At 36.8% G+C, this 17,653-nt stretch carries 13 protein-coding genes and 1 tRNA gene; 8 read left to right on the plus strand and 6 right to left on the minus strand.

Annotation, left to right across the window (positions count from 1 at the left end):
• Positions 1–54 precede the first annotated feature (54 nt).
• Both benB and benA read right to left on the minus strand, forming a co-directional pair.
• Positions 55–555, minus strand: a complete 501-nt coding sequence (gene benB / locus EXE09_RS08310; RefSeq protein ID WP_130116957.1) for a benzoate 1,2-dioxygenase small subunit — start codon at positions 553–555, stop codon at positions 55–57.
• On the minus strand, positions 552–1,949 hold the full coding sequence (benA, locus tag EXE09_RS08315) for a benzoate 1,2-dioxygenase large subunit (protein ID WP_130116958.1): 1,398 nt from the start codon (positions 1,947–1,949) through the stop codon (positions 552–554). The genes benB and benA overlap by 4 nt, the downstream gene beginning before the upstream one ends.
• A gap of 355 nt (positions 1,950–2,304) precedes the next feature.
• Between benA and EXE09_RS08320 the strand changes: the two genes are divergently transcribed.
• From EXE09_RS08320 to EXE09_RS08355, 8 genes are all read left to right on the plus strand, one after another.
• Positions 2,305–3,216 carry a LysR family transcriptional regulator gene (locus tag EXE09_RS08320; protein WP_130116959.1) on the plus strand — a complete coding sequence of 304 codons (912 nt, stop codon included), beginning with the start codon at positions 2,305–2,307 and terminating at the stop codon, positions 3,214–3,216.
• 428 nt (positions 3,217–3,644) lie between these two features.
• Positions 3,645–5,012 (plus strand): MFS transporter, encoded by a 1,368-nt coding sequence (locus tag EXE09_RS08325; RefSeq protein WP_130116960.1) that lies wholly within the window; start codon positions 3,645–3,647, stop codon positions 5,010–5,012.
• 416 nt (positions 5,013–5,428) lie between these two features.
• A complete protein-coding gene (locus tag EXE09_RS08330) occupies positions 5,429–6,667 on the plus strand; it encodes a GGDEF domain-containing protein (RefSeq protein ID WP_130116961.1) in 1,239 nt (412 codons plus the stop codon).
• A 137-nt stretch (positions 6,668–6,804) separates the two neighbouring features.
• Positions 6,805–7,872 carry a 4-phosphoerythronate dehydrogenase gene (locus EXE09_RS08335; protein WP_130116962.1) on the plus strand — a complete coding sequence of 356 codons (1,068 nt, stop codon included), beginning with the start codon at positions 6,805–6,807 and terminating at the stop codon, positions 7,870–7,872.
• Complete coding sequence (gene epmA, locus EXE09_RS08340; RefSeq protein WP_130116963.1) at positions 7,869–8,849, plus strand: EF-P lysine aminoacylase EpmA; 981 nt, start codon at positions 7,869–7,871, stop codon at positions 8,847–8,849. Before EXE09_RS08335 ends, epmA begins: the two co-directional genes overlap by 4 nt.
• A gap of 77 nt (positions 8,850–8,926) precedes the next feature.
• Positions 8,927–10,234, plus strand: a complete 1,308-nt coding sequence (locus EXE09_RS08345) for a hypothetical protein (protein ID WP_130116964.1) — start codon at positions 8,927–8,929, stop codon at positions 10,232–10,234.
• 5 nt (positions 10,235–10,239) lie between these two features.
• A tRNA-Gln gene (locus EXE09_RS08350) sits at positions 10,240–10,312 on the plus strand.
• 30 nt (positions 10,313–10,342) lie between these two features.
• Entirely contained in the window at positions 10,343–10,627 is a 285-nt protein-coding gene (locus EXE09_RS08355) for a hypothetical protein (RefSeq protein WP_130116965.1), read from the plus strand.
• A 24-nt stretch (positions 10,628–10,651) separates the two neighbouring features.
• Here EXE09_RS08355 and EXE09_RS08360 read toward each other — a convergent pair whose 3' ends face one another.
• From EXE09_RS08360 to EXE09_RS08375, 4 genes are all read right to left on the minus strand, one after another.
• On the minus strand, positions 10,652–11,098 hold the full coding sequence (locus EXE09_RS08360) for a GNAT family N-acetyltransferase (RefSeq protein WP_130116966.1): 447 nt from the start codon (positions 11,096–11,098) through the stop codon (positions 10,652–10,654).
• A 62-nt stretch (positions 11,099–11,160) separates the two neighbouring features.
• A complete protein-coding gene (locus tag EXE09_RS08365; protein ID WP_068975273.1) occupies positions 11,161–12,402 on the minus strand; it encodes a multifunctional CCA addition/repair protein in 1,242 nt (413 codons plus the stop codon).
• A gap of 86 nt (positions 12,403–12,488) precedes the next feature.
• Entirely contained in the window at positions 12,489–14,759 is a 2,271-nt protein-coding gene (locus tag EXE09_RS08370; protein ID WP_087553526.1) for an NADP-dependent malic enzyme, read from the minus strand.
• A gap of 140 nt (positions 14,760–14,899) precedes the next feature.
• Complete coding sequence (locus EXE09_RS08375) at positions 14,900–17,086, minus strand: EAL and GGDEF domain-containing protein (protein WP_228255449.1); 2,187 nt, start codon at positions 17,084–17,086, stop codon at positions 14,900–14,902.
• Between the last annotated feature and the right edge of the window lie 567 nt (positions 17,087–17,653).

Consider the following 17,653-nt stretch of genomic DNA (forward strand, 5'->3'; position numbering starts at 1 on the left):
ATCAACCCAGTCTTAGAGGTGGTTTTTGAATCGACTTTTGAGAAGAATCGCGTTCTAGAGGTGGTAAATATCAATCACTTGATTGATATAGTCATTTTTCAGTACGACATATTTACTGAGGATTTTTGGCTGATCAGCTGAAAAATCTATTTCGTATTTCGACATACCAAAGTAGCTGTATGAAGCTTTATAACGGAAACTGAGCGTGTTCCAATTGAAGCGTACTGTTACTTTGTCGCCATCACGTTCAATCACTTCCACGTTGGCAATGTTGTGTGAAGTTCGTGTATCAGGCATGGTTGCAGATGAGCGTTCAGTTTTGATACGGAACACACGGTCTTCAAGCCCTTGACGGTCTGGATAATAGATGAGTGAAATTTCAGACTGTGGGTCTTCTGTTAATTTGTCATCATCATCCCAAGCTGGCATCCAAAATGATGCGCTTGGTGCATAACATGCCAACCAATCATCCCATTGTTCATCGTCTAAAAAGCGAGCTTCACGATAGAGAAATTGACAGATATTTTCCAAAGAAGTTTTATCTTGTGTACTCATGCTACTTCTCCTTGTGTCGGCGCTTCTAATTCAGCCAGTTCTTTTTCAGCAGAAATTGCATGTTTCATGGTTTTTAACCAATACTGATGCTGTGCCAAGTAAAGCCCTTCATCTTCTGTTTTGATACAGCTAATTGCAGGCTTTAAACCGATTTCATTGGCTGCATCATCAGGTCCTTGAATCCAATGTTTAGAACCACGACACATGTCGTTCCATTCCAATTCGATGCCTGCATAGCCCGCTTGGCATGCACGGAATTCTTCTAAATCATCTGGTGTTGCCATACCAGAAGCATTAAAGAAATCTTCATATTGGCGAATACGACGTGCACGTGCTTCAGGTGCTTCACCAACTGGCGCGATACAGTAAATTGTGACTTCAGATTTATTGACAGAAATTGGGCGAACCACACGAATTTGCGAACCGAATTGATCCATTAAATATACGTTTGGATATAAGCAAAGGTTACGTGAACGTTCGATCATCCACTTCGACATTGGCGCACCGAATTTTTCAGTATATTCATCGGCTTTGGCAAAGTTAGGACGGTCTTCAGGATTACCCCATTGGGTCCATAACAACATATGACCATTGTCAAAACCGTAAGAACCACCGCCTTGTTTGCCCCAAGAACCAGCACTCATGGCACGTACATTGTCACCGGCTTCTTTTTCTTTACGCTGTTGCGTGGTTGCTGCATAGTTCCAATGCACCGCAGAAACGTGATAACCATCTGCACCATTTTCAGCCGTCAGTTTCCAGTTGCCTTCAAAGGTATAGGTCGATGCACCACGTAAAACTTCTAGACCTTGTTCAGATTGATCGACAATCATGTCAATCACTTTGGTTGTTTCACCAAGGAATTCTTCAAGGCTTGGCACATCTGGGTTTAAGCTACCGAATAAGAAACCTTTATAGTTTTCAAAACGAGCCACTTTTTTAAGATCGTGTGAACCATCTTTATTGAAACAATCTGAATAACCCGCATCAGCAGGGTCTTTTACTTTCAATAATTTACCCGAGTTATTAAAGGTCCAACCATGGAAAGGGCAGGTATATGTTGCTTTATTACCACGTTTATGACGACAAAGTTGTGCACCACGATGTGAACATGCATTGATCATCGCATTGAGTTCACCATTGCGATTACGCGCAATTAAAATCGGTTGGCGACCCATATAAGTCGTGTAGTAATCGTTGTTATTTGGGATTTGGCTTTCATGTGCCAAATACACCCAATTGCCTTCGAAAATGTATTTCATTTCAAGGTCAAACAGGCTTTGATCTGTAAATACTGAACGATGTAATTTAAATTCACCTGTTTCAAAATTATCGACAAGTAATTCATCTATACGATCAAGGTGACTGGTGTTTATCACTGGAATACGAGGCATGTCCGTTCTCCGACTATCCATGTGGTGGGCAATTCAAAGGATTTTTTGAACGATGAATTGACAACGCTTTGAGTTTTGTTAAATGCTTTCGCGACTTAAATTCTGTGAGTATCGTTACTTTGCTAGCGGATGATGTGTAGCGAGCAAATAACGCATCCCTGTTTAAAAGACATAAGGTTTTCAGTTTCGAATGCTACTTAGTTGAGTCATCTTTCAGCGTTAATTCTCAGACTAGAGCAATCGACTACGAACAAACTTGATTTACATCTTGTGTTTGATATACCTTAAAAGAATGGATGGTCGCTGTCTAAGATCAAATTTGCATTTTTTTATATCTTAAAGGTATGGTGTTGAGATGGAACTCAGGCATTTACGCTATTTTGTTGCTGTTGTGGAAGAGCAAAGTTTTACCAAAGCCGCTGAAAAACTCTTTATCGCGCAACCACCACTCAGTAGACAGATTCAAAATCTTGAAAGTGAGCTTGGAATCTCATTATTTGAGAGAGGAAGCCGCCCGCTAAAAACCACTGAAGCTGGGCAATTTTTCTATCAACATGCGGTTAAACTTTTGTCTAATGCGGAAGAGGTCAAAACCATGACCAAACGCATTGGATTGATTGAAAAAGCTGTGACGATGGGCTTTGTCGGGTCATTACTGTATGGGCTTTTGCCGAAAATTGTTTATATGTTTCGTCAGCAACAACCACGTCTCAAAATTGAATTGGTGGAAATGAGCACCAAAGATCAAATTCAAGCACTGAAAGAAGGGCGGATTGATGTTGGATTTGGACGCTTAAAAATTTCAGATCCTGCGGTACGTCGAGTATTGCTCAGAGAAGAACCACTGATGTTGGCAGTGCATACCAGCCACTCTTTAGCAGATTCAAAAGGTACATATTTTGCCGATATCGAGGATGAAAATTTATTTCTCTATCCGAGTCATCCTAAGCCGAACTTTTCTACTCAAGTTCGCAATTTATTTTCTGAACATGGTTTAGACCCTAAAAACTTAAAAGAAGTTCGTGAAATTCAATTGGCTTTGGGACTAGTTGCCGCAGGTGAAGGCATGTGTATCGTTCCTGAAAGTGCAAAAACCATTCAATTGCCAAATTTGAAATATATCCCGCTATTAGACAGTTCTGCGAAAAGTCCTATTTTTATGGCGATTCGTTGCATGGATGAAAGCGAGGATATTCATTCTTTATTTGATTGCATTTACCAAGTCTACGATTTGGAAGGCTTTCAATATGATCGAGCGAGTATTTGAAGATGGGTGCGTAAGCCAAAATTTTGCAAATCAATATTGAAATGAGAGATATTTAATCATTGAGTGATTTAATTCTATGATTAAATATCATCACTTAAAAGTGATATTGATAATGATGATTTAGCGTTATATTGGTGTTAGATAAATAAAATTAATGTGAAAAGTAACGTATTTGAAATTAGAAACTTCTGTTCTTTTTTAAATAAAAACACAATTAAAGCTCTCTTTCAGAATCATTTTAAAAATATTTAATGAAAAATATACACCAATATGATGCATAAATTATTCTTAAGATGTTGTTTATTTTATTAATTTTAATAAGCCGACCTTTTAGGTATGGATTTATATGTAATCGGTTTTGGACAAAAAAAAGGGCTTCATCCATTGTTTGGGAAATTTTTATCACGTTTCTCAGCAGGAGGCTGGTTATGCAAACGAATAAATTAAATATAAATAGCATCGTGGATGACGCTAAATTTACACCATTTCATTGGAGTGTTTTGTTGTGGTGTTTGATGATCATTATTTTTGATGGCTATGACTTGGTGATTTATGGGGTCGCTTTGCCATTACTCATGCAAGAATGGGGATTAACAGCAGTTCAAGCGGGATTGCTAGCCAGTACAGCACTATTTGGCATGATGTTTGGTGCAATGAGTTTTGGGACGCTGTCAGATAAATTGGGTCGTAAAAAGACCATTATGATTTGCGTCGCTATTTTCAGCGGTTTTACTTTTCTGGGTGCATTTGCTTCTACACCAATTGAGTTTGGAATTTTACGTTTTCTTGCAGGGCTTGGAATTGGCGGTGTGATGCCGAATGTTGTCGCCTTAATGACTGAATATGCACCAAAAAAAAATCGTAGTACTTTGGTGGCAGTAATGTTTAGTGGTTATGCGATTGGTGGTATGACTTCTGCGCTATTAGGTGCATGGCTTGTTGCTGATTATGGCTGGAAAATTATGTTCTATATTGCAGGCATTCCAATGTTATGTCTGCCGTTGATTTGGAAATTTTTACCTGAATCATTGATGTTTTTAACTCAAAAAGGTGAAAGAGATAAAGTCGCTGAAATCGTGCAAAAAATTTCACCACAGCAGATTATAACAACAAGTACTGAATTTAGTTTAAATGAAGCAAGTCGTGAAGATGAAGCACCACTCAAAGCTTTATTTCAACAAGGTCGCACTTTTAGCACCATGATGTTTTGGGTGGCATTCTTCATGTGTTTGTTAATGGTTTATGCGCTTGGAAGTTGGTTACCGAAATTAATGATCCAAGCAGGCTATTCACTTGGCGCAAGTATGCTTTTCCTTTTCGCTTTAAATATTGGTGGCATGGTTGGTGCGATTGGTGGTGGTGTTTTGGCCGACCGTTTCCATTTAAAACCTGTATTAACCATTATGTTTAGTGTGGGTGCTGTGGCGTTAATTTTACTCGGATTTAAGAGCCACCAAATTTTATTGTATAGCCTGATTGCGATTGCAGGGGCTGCAACGATTGGATCACAAATACTACTTTACACTTTTGTCGCACAATTTTATCCAGCAGCAGTACGCTCAACAGGTATGGGCTGGGCTTCGGGCATTGGTCGTATCGGTGCAATCGTTGGACCTGTCCTAACTGGTGCTTTATTGACTTTACAATTACCACATCAAATGAATTTTTTAGTGATTGCAATTCCTGGTTTTATCGCAGCACTCGCAATTTTCTTGGTGAATTTAAAAGCTTCAGTCGAAAAGCAGACAATTGAAAGCATAGATTACTCAAAAAGAACAGTGAGTGAGTTGTCTTGATTAGCCATTAAAAAAACAGTGTGAATTTGGCGGTCTGAATGATATTGATTTGAAGTATGATTTGCCCCCCCAAATTATAGAATAGAATATTATTGAATTGATGTTATGCAGTAATATTAATTCAATAATTAGGTTTTTCTGAAAAGTTGATACACAAAAACGTATCCCAAAATTTCAAAGTATGAGTTATTTACGGTACAAGACTCTGATTGAAAATGTTTCTATGAGTGATTGAATAACTTAGAAAATCTGGTCGAGTGCGCCATTTTCTTTAAATAAAAACTTAATATTATGTTTAGTTAATATTAAATATAAACATTATTATTCAAATATATATTTTATAAAATTGTTTTAAATTAAAACGAATTGTCTATAATAATTTTTCGCACATCATTAAACTTTCAATAGCGAAGAATATGACCTTAGAAAATGAAGTTGAAGATATTCAGAAAGAACGACATGAATTTGAAACTTTATTGGGTCATCAAAAAAAACAAATCGCATCACAATTTTCAGAAGAATTAGAAGAAAAGTTCTGGAATGATCGACAAGCACGAATTTGTAAGTTGATTATCAGTGCATTCATTCCAGCCAGTATTTTTTATTTGATTTTTGAAATCATTAGTTTACCGATCAATTATTTTACCACTGAAGCACAATTTAGAAATCATGATGTATTCATGACCTTGATTTCATATACAACAGGATGGGTGGCTTTGTTGTGCATTTATATCATGGCGAAGCATCCGATTTGGAAAAATAATTATAGTGCTATCGTGAGTACCGTCATTTGTATCAGTTTAACTATCGTTCAAAGTGTTTTATTTTTAACGCAATCACTGGCTATGACATGGCGTGGTACGCTGATTATCATTTTCGCGTTGATGTTTGCTTATATGTGTTCTGGGCTAAGACCATTACATACTTTTGTTGCAGGGATTATTGCCGCGGTTTTGACATGTATTGTCTTGGGATTGACTGCTAAGCATGTCCCACCATGGGTATTATTTAATGTCATGATCTTGGGAAATTTAGTGGGCTTAGGGCTTGCTATTTTAACGGTCTCCACAGAACGAGTACGCTTTTTACAGTCACGAATTATTGAACTAGATAAAAAATTGTATGAAATTTTAAATAAACATCTAACCACGATTAGTCAACAAGATACTTTAACATTATTGGGAAATCGGCGTAGTTTTAAGTATCAAATGGAAGAAATGATTCAATGGACACAGCAATCTCAGAGTAGTTTAGCTGTACTATTTATTGATGTAGATTTTTTTAAAATGTTTAATGATGTCTATGGGCATCAACAAGGTGATTTGGCTTTAATACGTGTTGCTCAAACCTTAAAAAGACATATTTCAGAAGATGATTTGGCGATTCGTTATGGAGGAGAAGAGTTTGTCATTGTTTTGGTGAATACAAATTTACAAGAATCAAAACAGATTGCTGAAAACATTTTACAAGACATACGAGACCAAAAAATAGTTCATGAGAAATCAGAAATTTCTGCATATTTAACATTAAGTATTGGTATGACTTTATATAAAAATAAACAGATGGCGTATGATGAGATTTTAAATGTCGCAGATAATGCTTTGTATGAATCAAAGCGTTTAGGTCGAGATCGTTTGACCTACTTAGAAATTTAATTGGATATGATATTCAACACTTTTATTCGTAGAAAATCAGAACAAACACCAGATCGATTTTAGAAGAACATCGCTTCTTCATAGTTTTCAAAACTACAACGCGGTATCATAGTTGCATCAATACCTTGGACTACACTATGAAAATTGTTGCAGATGAAAATCTAGCATTTACTGATTATTTTTTTGCAGAATTTGGTGAGATTCAGCAAAAAGCAGGGCGTAGTTTAAGTCATGATGATGTTCAAGATGCTGAAGCATTATTGATACGATCAGTCACAAAAGTAAATCCTCAACTTATTCAAAATACACAACTTAAATTTGTGGGCAGTGCCACGATTGGTACTGACCATCTGGAAATATCAGCAATAGAAGCACAGCAAATTGCTTGGTCAAATGCAGCCGGATGTAATGCTCAGGCTGTTGCAGAGTACGTCATCACAGCTTTATTACACATAGATCCTGAGTTTTTAGATCAAGGGAAGCAATTCACTTTAGGGATTATCGGTCTTGGAAATGTTGGTTCACGTTTAGCTTATATGGCGCAACTTTTGGGTTGGAATGTCATCGGTTATGATCCATTTGTACAGCATGAAAATATTCAACAAGTAGAATTAGAACAATTATTAAAAGATTCAGATGCAATTACGACACATGTACCATTAACGAAATCAGGTGAGTATCCAACTTATCATTTGATCAATGCAGAAACTTTGGCAATGGTAAAGCCTGAAACAATTTTGATTAATTCAGCACGTGGTCCAGTTATTGAAGAAGCTGCTTTAATTCAAGATATTCTTCAAACAAAACGTAAAGTAGTCTTAGATGTATTTGAGCATGAGCCTGAAATTTCAGAACAATTATTAGATTTAATCACCATCGTGACACCACATATCGCAGGCTACAGCTTGGAAGGTAAGGCACGTGGTACACAAATGATTTACGAAGCCTTTTGTAAAACTTTTGATTATCCTGCGCATAAAAAGTTTGAGTCGCAACTTCCAGCATGTGCCCAATTTTTCTATGGCAATAGTATTAAACAAACTTTGAAGCATCATTTGTCTGATATTTATAATATTTTACGTGATGATCAAAATCTGCGAGCTTGCCTAAAAGATGGAAAGGTTGATCAAAAAGCTTTTGATTATTTGCGTAAAACTTATCCTTTACGCCGTGAATGGGCTGCACATGGTGGGCCAAAAGCATGAGTGAATCTGTAAATTATCAGCCGACTTGTGACATAAAAGCATTAAAAGCCCGTGCCAAAATGTATGCTCAACTTCGTCAGTTTTTTACTGAACGTGATGTGTTGGAAGTGGAAACACCTATACTTTCTCAAGCAGGCGTGACTGATGTGCATTTGGCTTCTGTGCAGGCACAGCGTCATGTTCAAGGCAAAAAACAAACCCATTATCTACAGACTTCACCTGAATTTGCGATGAAGCGTTTGCTTGCGAGTGGCAGTGGGGCGATTTATCAGATCTGTAAAGTATTCCGTGATGATGAGCATGGGCGTAAGCACAACAGTGAATTCACTATGCTGGAATGGTATCGTCCTGCATTTTCATTGAAAGATTTGATGCTGGAAGTGACAGATTTACTCAATGTAGTTCTGGTCGATCGTTTTGGTGAAGTGCGCCCAACGATCTACAGTTATAAACATGCTTTTATGGATCGTTTGGATTTAAATCCGTTGCAAGCGACATTGAAAGAATTAAAAGACGCTTGTCGCCGTGTGGGTTTAAATTTGGATTTGGGTGATGATCGTTTGGGTTATATCGACCTTTTATTTTCGCACATGGTCGAGCCAAGTTTAGGTTTTGATACGCCTGTGTTTTTAACGGATTTTCCACCTGAAATGGCGTCACTTGCTAAAACTCGTATAGATGAAGATGGTGAACTGGTTGCGGCACGTTTTGAGTTGTATATCGAAGGTTTGGAACTTGCCAATGCTTATGATGAATTGATTGATGCAGATGTGTTGCGTGGTCGTTTTGAAGCTGATAATGCAGAACGTGAAAAGTTAGGCTTGCATGTGATGCCGATAGATGAGTATTTGCTTGCTGCTTTACCAAATATGCCAGAATGTTCAGGGATTGCTTTGGGAATTGATCGTTTGTTGATGGTTGTGACCAATCAAATGAAGCTGGAAAAGGTGGTGAGTTTTACAGCGGATGTGTCGTGATCTTGATAAATCTTGCTTAAATTTTTAGGCAAGATATGATTTTATTATCAGAATAAAACTCGTGGAACGAGGATAAAATGAATTTTGTAGATGAGTTATATTATTCTTTAGATAAGAGAATGCGTCCTGAAGATATTGCAGAATTGATACGAAAACTTCTTTCTGATCAACTAAGCAGTAAAGAAAAAATCATTTTAGAAAAAGCAGCTCAGGGTGCACTTTCTCGTAGAAATATTTCTTATTCGTCTATGTCTCAAAATTTTAGAAATGTCGTTGGGGCAAAAAAACAAATTTTGAAAGTAAATGAATTGTTTCAGTTTTCAAAATTTCAAGATTTAGATGATAGAAATGTCGAAGATATTCAAAAAGTTTTAATAAAAATTGAAAATACTTCATTAAAACGAATAGGCAAGAATGATTTTATACATGATCGTCTGAATAAGAGTGAGCGTAATTTACTAAATTTGCAGTTGTCCAAACGGCAGTATAATAAAAGATGGCGATTAGCAAAGCGTTTAGAAAAAAAGCAAAAGACTGTACAAAAGGAACTTGAGAAGAATGAGTTCGAAAAAATTGCAAAGCATGGCTTAGCGCACCATATCGTATATGACAACTTTACAAGTGACCTAAGTAGTGCCTGTTTTATTGCGTATTTTAATGCACGGAGTAATTTACGTAGTGTATTTACAAATGAATCTCAAGAACGCCCATTTGATGAAATTTGTGACATGTTATTCAATCGTTGTAAGCATAATGAAAGTACGAATTGGTGGGCTATTGCACAAATTTATACGACTCAAGAGGTCTTGGGGCATTTGTCAGATCATCAAAAGGGAGCTTTATTAGGGCGATGGACAAATATTCTTGAAAATATAGCAAAATTTTTGGAGGAACTTTGGAACAATAATCAAATTAATCGCAAGACAATGATTGTTAAGCGAGGAAATGATTCTTCAACTTGGAACCATGTGGCTGGTGCATGGAATAAAGCTCGTGATCAGTGGATGCAACTTATTTATGCAATGGGGTTGGAAGTATTACTTGATGATATCTGCTTTGGTAAAGTACTTAGGTTAATGGCGGGGGATGTTGCTGCTTGGCATTTTAATTCAGGAGGGCAGCTCGATCCTAATACACTTGTATGGCGTAACCTTCCTTTTCCATGGGAAATTTTTCAGAATAAAGTTGTATGTACAAAGGCAGATGTAGTGCAACAGTGCATATTGGCAAACTTAGACCCTGAAAAATCGGGTTGGATAGCACCTAAAATTCATGCTATTGTAAAGTTCAATCCTACACCTGAACTTGTAAATGGTGTTGAGGTTGATAATCCGTTTTTAGCGTATTATCTAAAAAAGAATAAATACTTTTCAGGTAAATTATAAATTTTGATAGGTTAGTTCAGTGGTAGAACGTTCGGCTCTGGGACCGAATGGACGCAGGTTCGAGCCCTGCACCTATCGACCATATATTTTAATAAAGTGTAATAAATTATGAGTATTATTGAAAAAGTCATTCTAAAAAATATTGGCGAAGGATTTTGTATATTAACACCTCAAAAAATTTTTCCTTATGTTGAATATGTTGATTGGCTTGAAAGTGAAGATGAAGAAGATGGTGCATTGACACGTGCAACACTTCATGATGATTCAACAATTACAGGCTCGGGATTTATCGAGTTGTGGGTTGTATGGCATGAAAATGTAGATAAAATAAGTGGAAATGATTTAAAAAAATTATCTGAATTGGATTCAAATTTAGTACTCAGTTTTGAATAATGAGTTTGGGTTTTAGTATGATTATTATAAAAACTTAACCCATTTATGAAAACCAGTACTTTTCGCTTCGAAACCCAAATCTTTATAAAATTTATGGGCAATTTCACGTTCAGGACGATTTGAACTATTCAATAGAATCCTAAAAATTTGATGTTCTTTTGCAAAATTTTCAACCGCATTTAATAACAATCTACCGATACCTTGACTACGATAATTTTCATCAACGACAAAAACTTGAATTTTGATGAATTCTCCATCAATCTCCCAACTTTTTAGACGGATGAAACCAGTATAAGCTATAATATGATGATCAAATTCAACAGCTAAAGTATGATAATTTTTATCAAATGAGATTATTTTGAAGCGGTCATATAAATTTTCAGCATTGGTTGGATAGCCCAATTGTTTAGTGAGGTTGGTAATATCTTCAATGTCTTGTTCTAAATTTATAGGTCGTAAAATGAAATTCATGCCGGATTCCCACTTTTCTGTATCCTAAAAAAATCCTCCCATTTCTGAGAGGATTCGTTTATTTATGCTGTATGTGTATGATGACCTAACTCATGCTTTAAATGACCAATCGCTTCTATACGTTTCTGAATCAACATTTCACCAATATCAGCACCTTGAATTTCAGGTGGCAGGTCAGAAGCTTTAATCGTACGAACAGTTTTCATCGCATCTAAAACATAGTTTGCCTGAGGATAATCACGATCCTCCAAACCTAAACGACCACGCGCATCACATTCACACGCCTGCACAAAAGCTTCAACACGCTCAGGACGACGCAACACATCCAGACGTTGTAACAAACGCCACAACGTGCCTGCTTTTAAAGTAAATGCCTGATGACATTTCAAATGCTCTTTACATACGGCTAAAGCAAGTTGCTTGGTTAACGTAGGAACTTTTAAACGATCACATACTTCAGTCACAGGCTTAATTCCACGTTCTTCATGCATGATATGACGCGGTAATTCTGCTTCAGGCGTCAAAGCTTTACCTAAGTCATGAACCAAGACAGCAAAACGCACATCCAAAGAATAATTGGCTTTGCAAGCTTGTTGCAAAGACATCAGAGTATGAATACCACAATCAATTTCAGGATGATATTCAGGACGTTGTGGAACACCAAACAAGGCATCAATTTCAGGGAATAAAACTTTTAAAGCACCACATTCACGTAATACTTGAAAATAAACATCAGCACGATCTTCCATCAAAGCACGAGAGGTTTCTTTCCAAACACGTTCAGGGGTTAGCGCTTCTAATTCACCTGACTCAGCGAGTTGACGCATCAATGCCAAAGTTTCATCAGCAATTGAAAAGCCATATTGCGCATAACGTGCCGCAAAGCGGGCAACACGGAGTACACGTAAAGGATCTTCAGCAAAGGCAATAGATACATGACGCAGGATTTTATTATTTAAATCATCCTGACCATGATAGGGATCAAACACTTGACCATCGGCATCCATCGCAATTGCATTAATGGTTAAATCACGGCGAATTAAATCTTCTTCTAAGGTTACCGCAGGATCGGTATAAAACTCAAAGCCATGATAACCATGCCCAGATTTACGTTCGGTTCGGGCAAGTGCATATTCATCTTTGGTTTCAGGATGCAAAAAAACAGGGAAGTCTTTACCCACAGGTTGATAACCTTGGGCAAGAAGTTGTTCAGGTGTTGCACCGACAACAACATAATCTTTTTCGTGATAGGGATGACCGAGTAAATGATCTCTGACAGCACCGCCTACTAAATAAACTTGCATGAAAAAACCTCTATTCTTAATGCCATCATGCAACAGAATAGAGGTTTTCTCAAGTACAGATCTTTAGTTTACTAAAGATTCATGTATTAACTTTCAGCTTGTTGAATTTCAGCAACTGTTAATGCAGTCATATTCACCAAACGACGAGTTGTTGCAGTCGGTGTTAAAATATGAACTGGTTTAGAAGCACCTAGCAAGATCGGACCAATGGTCACATTATTGCCAGATGTAGATTTTAACAAGTTGAATGAAATGTTTGCCGCATCAAGGTTTGGCATGATCAACAAGTTTGCAGAACCTTTGAAACGTGAGTTCGGGAATGCAAAATGACGAATATTTTCATCCAAAGCCGCATCGGCATGCATTTCACCTTCAACTTCAAGTTCAGGTGCAATTTCGGACAAAATTTCAAACACTTTACGCATTTTTTGAGCGCTAGGGTCAGTTTGATCTGAGCCAAAACTTGAGTGAGACAATAATGCAACACGTGGAGTCATACCGAAACGACGTACTTCTTCAGCCGCTAAAATAGTCATTTCAGCCAATTGTTCAGCAGTTGGATTACGGTTGATATAGGTATCAGCAATAAATAAATTGCGATCTTCAAGCATCAATGCATTCAAGGTAAAGAAGTTATTACGACCTTCTTTTAGCCCGATTACATTGCTAACGAAATCCAAATGGATGTCATAGCTTGAATAGGTACCACATAACATACCATCAGCAAGACCGTGACGAACTAACATTGCAGCAATCAAAGTAGAACGACGACGTGATTCACGTTGAGCATACTCAGGTGTTACGCCTTTGCGTTGCATAATGCTGTGATAATCTTCAGCAAATTTTTCATAATCAGGATTATTTTCTTGATCAACGATGGTGATATTCACACCATTTTCAAGACGTAAGCCTAATTTTTTGATATTTGCTTCGATTACAGCAGTACGACCCACAAGGATCGGATGCGCTAAACCTTCATCAACTGCAATTTGAACTGCACGAAGTACACGCAAATCTTCACCTTCAGCGTATGCAATACGCTTAGGAGCAGATTTCGCTTGGGCAAAAATAGGCTTCATCATCAATGCTGAGTTATAAACGAACTCAGAAAGACGTTGACGATATGCAGAGAAATCAGTAATCGGACGGCTTGCAACACCAGAATCCATTGCAGCTTGTGCAACAGCAGGGGCAATTTCAAGAATCAAACGTTGATCAAGCGGACGTGGAATTAAATAGTCACGACCAAAAGATGCAGATTTTTCACCATAAGATGCAGCGTCTGCTTCAACGTGCGCCATACGTGCAATCGCATGTACACATGCAATCTTCATTTCTTCGTTAATGGTAGTTGCACCAACGTCCAAAGCACCACGGAAGATATATGGGAAGCAAAGTGCATTATTCACTTGGTTCGGATAGTCAGAACGCCCTGTTGCCATGATTACGTCAGGACGAACTTCATGTGCATGTTCAGGTAAAATTTCTGGATCTGGGTTTGCCAATGCAAAGATGATTGGATCAGCTGCCATCACTTTAACCATTTCTTTGGTTAAAATACCTGCCGCAGAAAGCCCCAAGAACATGTCCGCACCTGCGATTACGTCTGCAAGTTGAGTACCTTCGATGTCTTGCACATAACGCTTTTTAGACTCATCCAAACCTTCACGTTTAGTGGTCAATAAGCCACGTGAGTCAGCCACGATGATATTTTCTTTCTTCGCACCAATCGCACAAAGTAAATCTAAGCAAGAGAGGGCCGCAGCACCTGCACCTGAAGCGATGATTTTGATTTCTTCAATTTTTTTGCCATTCAATTGCAAAGCATTGATTAATGCAGAACCAACAATAATTGAAGTACCGTGTTGGTCATCGTGGAACACAGGAATATTCATGCGTTCACGAAGTTTTTGTTCAATGTAGAAACATTCTGGTGCTTTAATATCTTCTAAGTTGATACCGCCAAAAGTAGGCTCTAATGCTGCAACAATATCAACAATTTTATCTGGATCATTTTCAGCAATTTCGATGTCAAATACATCGACACCAGCGAACTTTTTAAATAATACGCCTTTACCTTCCATCACAGGTTTTGAAGCTAAAGGACCAATATTTCCAAGACCTAAAACAGCAGTACCATTACTGACCACAGCGACCAAGTTACCACGTGCTGTATAAAGAGCCGCTTTTGATGGGTCTTTCTCGATTTCCAAACATGGCGCAGCAACACCTGGGGAGTAGGCAAGTGCAAGATCATGTTGGTTAACGAGTTGCTTACTAGGAGTGACGCTGATTTTTCCTGGAGTTGGAAATTCATGATAATACAGAGCTTGCTGTTTTAGTGATTGATCGTCCATTTACATCTCGTTTGTTACAATGTACCAGCGGGCGCTGGTGATTTTGGCTAAATTTTCTTGAATATACCATTTGTTGAGCAATATCGACAGTCAAAATGTGCTTATTTCAAACAAAGTTATAGCTTTGAAATCTAAATATCCTAACAAATAGTGATAAGTTTATGTTGTTCTAAATATTTCGTGCTATCCGCAGAGGACAGCGCTTTAGAGAAATAGAAGCCTTGTAAAATATAGCAACCGTGTTTTTCTAGGAACAACATTTGTTCTCTAGTTTCAACACCTTCTGCAACAAGCGTAATCCCGATCGCATTGCCCATTGCAATGATTGCATTTACGATCGCTTCATCTTTCTCTTGCCCAATCTTTGAAATGAATGCTTTATCTATTTTGAGAATATCGAAAGGATAACTGGTTAAATAGGCGAGCGATGAATAGCCTGTACCAAAATCATCCAAAGAAATAGAAATATGGCGTTCTTTGAGTTGCTGTAGAAGAATATTTACATCCTCTGATTTATCAAATAATGTAGATTCTGTCAGTTCGAGCTCTAACATGTCCCCAGAAATATTATATTTTTGAAGTGCATAATCAATTTCATCGACTAACTCACCACGATAAATTTGTTGCGCAACGATATTGATTGAAACTCTAAAGTGATCAAAACCTAAGCCTTGCCATTCTTGAATTTGCTTACAAGTTTCATGCAGTACGAAAAGCCCAATGTCTGAAATCAAACTGGTTTCTTCTGCAAGCGGAATAAAGATGTCGGGTGAAATATAACCATGAATAGGGTGTAACCAGCGAATTAATGCTTCAAAGCCGTATATTCTATTGGTTCGAATACAAATTTTAGGTTGATAATGTACTGCAAGCTCTTTGTTTTTTATGGCTTTACGCAATTCATTTTCTAAGTTGACTTCTTGATTATGAATGGCTGTTTTCTTGTTTGAATAGAAATAAACAGTATTTCCACCTAAACGCTTGGCTTCATTCAGTGCGGATTCAGCATGCCCATTTAAGCTATCTAACTGTAGACCATGTTCTGGATAAATAGCGGCACCAATAGAAATGGTAATAATTTGTTCTTGTCCATTGATTTCGAAGAGTTGTTTAAAATCTTCTAATAGTTTTTGAGTTTGTTGGTGAATATCAATATTACAGCTACTTAGATTATAGATAACTGCAAAATCATCATTATTCAGATAAGCAATTAAGGACGCGTGAGTACAACTGAGTCTTAAACGATTGGCAACTTGTTTGAGTAATTCATCTCCATCTTTGTGACTTGTAAACTCATTAAATAGTTTAAAACGGTCGATATTGATTCGTAAAACAGCAAAGCTTTTAAATGAATCAGAATAATGTGTCAGATAATTGTGGAGTTGTTGCTTGAAATAAAAACGATTTGGTAAATCGGTCAGAATATCATAATGTTCTAAGTATGATAGCCGTTGCTCTTGTTTTTTACGATCAGTTAGATCAGTAATAATGCCAACATAATTGGCAACTTTATTTTTTTCATCATAAATCGCATTGATATGAACCCACAGAATGACTTTTTTACCTGAAGTGAAATCGACCTGTATTTCAGACTCGTATTCTCCATCGCGGATTAATTCTTGAGTGATTAGGGTATATTCTTGTTGAATTTTCGGGTTGTTATTTATTGTAATATCAAATAGATGTCGTCCAATAACTTCTTCTTCTTTATAATTTAAGAGTTTTTCGAAATAAGGATTAACCTCTAAATAACATAGGTTATTATCTAAAACAAAAACACCTTCCGCAACTTGATCTAGTACATTCGCTGCAAGTTTTAATTTTTCCTGATCTGTTTTTTCTTTTTGAATGTTACGTTGAATGCCAACCATTCTTAGCGGCTTATTTTTTGAGTTTTTAGAAACGACTTTACCAATGTCTTGAACCCAACACCATTGATCATCATGTTTAATACGGTAAATAGCTTCGAAACGCCCACTTTTTCCTTTGAGATGCTGGATGAGTAAGGTTTTATAGTTCGCAATATCATCAGGATGAATATAGTCATTGATACTATTTGGTTTTAGATTTAATTGTCTAAACTCTACATCACTTTTTGAGTTGGCAATTTCAAAGGTGCGCTTTTCAATATTCCACACCCATGAGTGGATTCCAGCCGTTTCATGTGCAAAAGATAAATTGGCTTGATGATTCTCCAAACGGTCATTGATTTGCTTAAAATCATAAATTCTTTCTTTCACAGTTTGTTCAAGTAGATGATTATGCATTTGCAATTCATCTTTCATTGCTTGAGTTTTTGAAATCTCTGATTTGAGTTGTTGTTGCAAATATTGTGATTCTTCAAGTCGTTCCTGTGATTGTTTAAACAGAAATTTATTTTTAGTGTTTAGGTTTTCTGCACGAATATAAATTTTATGTGAGACATAGGCGCAAAAAAATAAAAGTAAGAACCATATAATAAAAATTGTACTGTAGATCTCATTTGTATTTGTGGGAAAAAGTAGAGGGACACTAAAAATTGGGGTAACAGCAGGGATATAAAAAGCTAAAAAGTAGCTGAATCTTTGATTTAGAAAGTTCATAGCCATCATGGATGGGAAACTTAATAAAAATCCAGATAATAGAAAAGAGTAAAAAGGAGCAACTGTATTTGGCATCAACGAGATTTCTAAATTAAGTATATAAATACCTAAACCCAGTAGACTACCTAAAATTAAACAAAAAACCTGAAATAATATATTGATATATTTAAATTTTTTATTTTATATTGATATGCGACGTAAGTATTAAAAATAAAAAAAGACAAAATAAAAAAACTTGAAAGTGCCAACCAAATCGTTAATGCACTCGACGTTTTATGAAATAGACAAAAATAAATGAATACATCAGAAACA

Source organism: Acinetobacter sp. WCHAc060025 (assembly GCF_004209355.1).
In the GTDB taxonomy this organism is placed as follows: Bacteria; Pseudomonadota; Gammaproteobacteria; order Pseudomonadales; family Moraxellaceae; genus Acinetobacter; species Acinetobacter wuhouensis.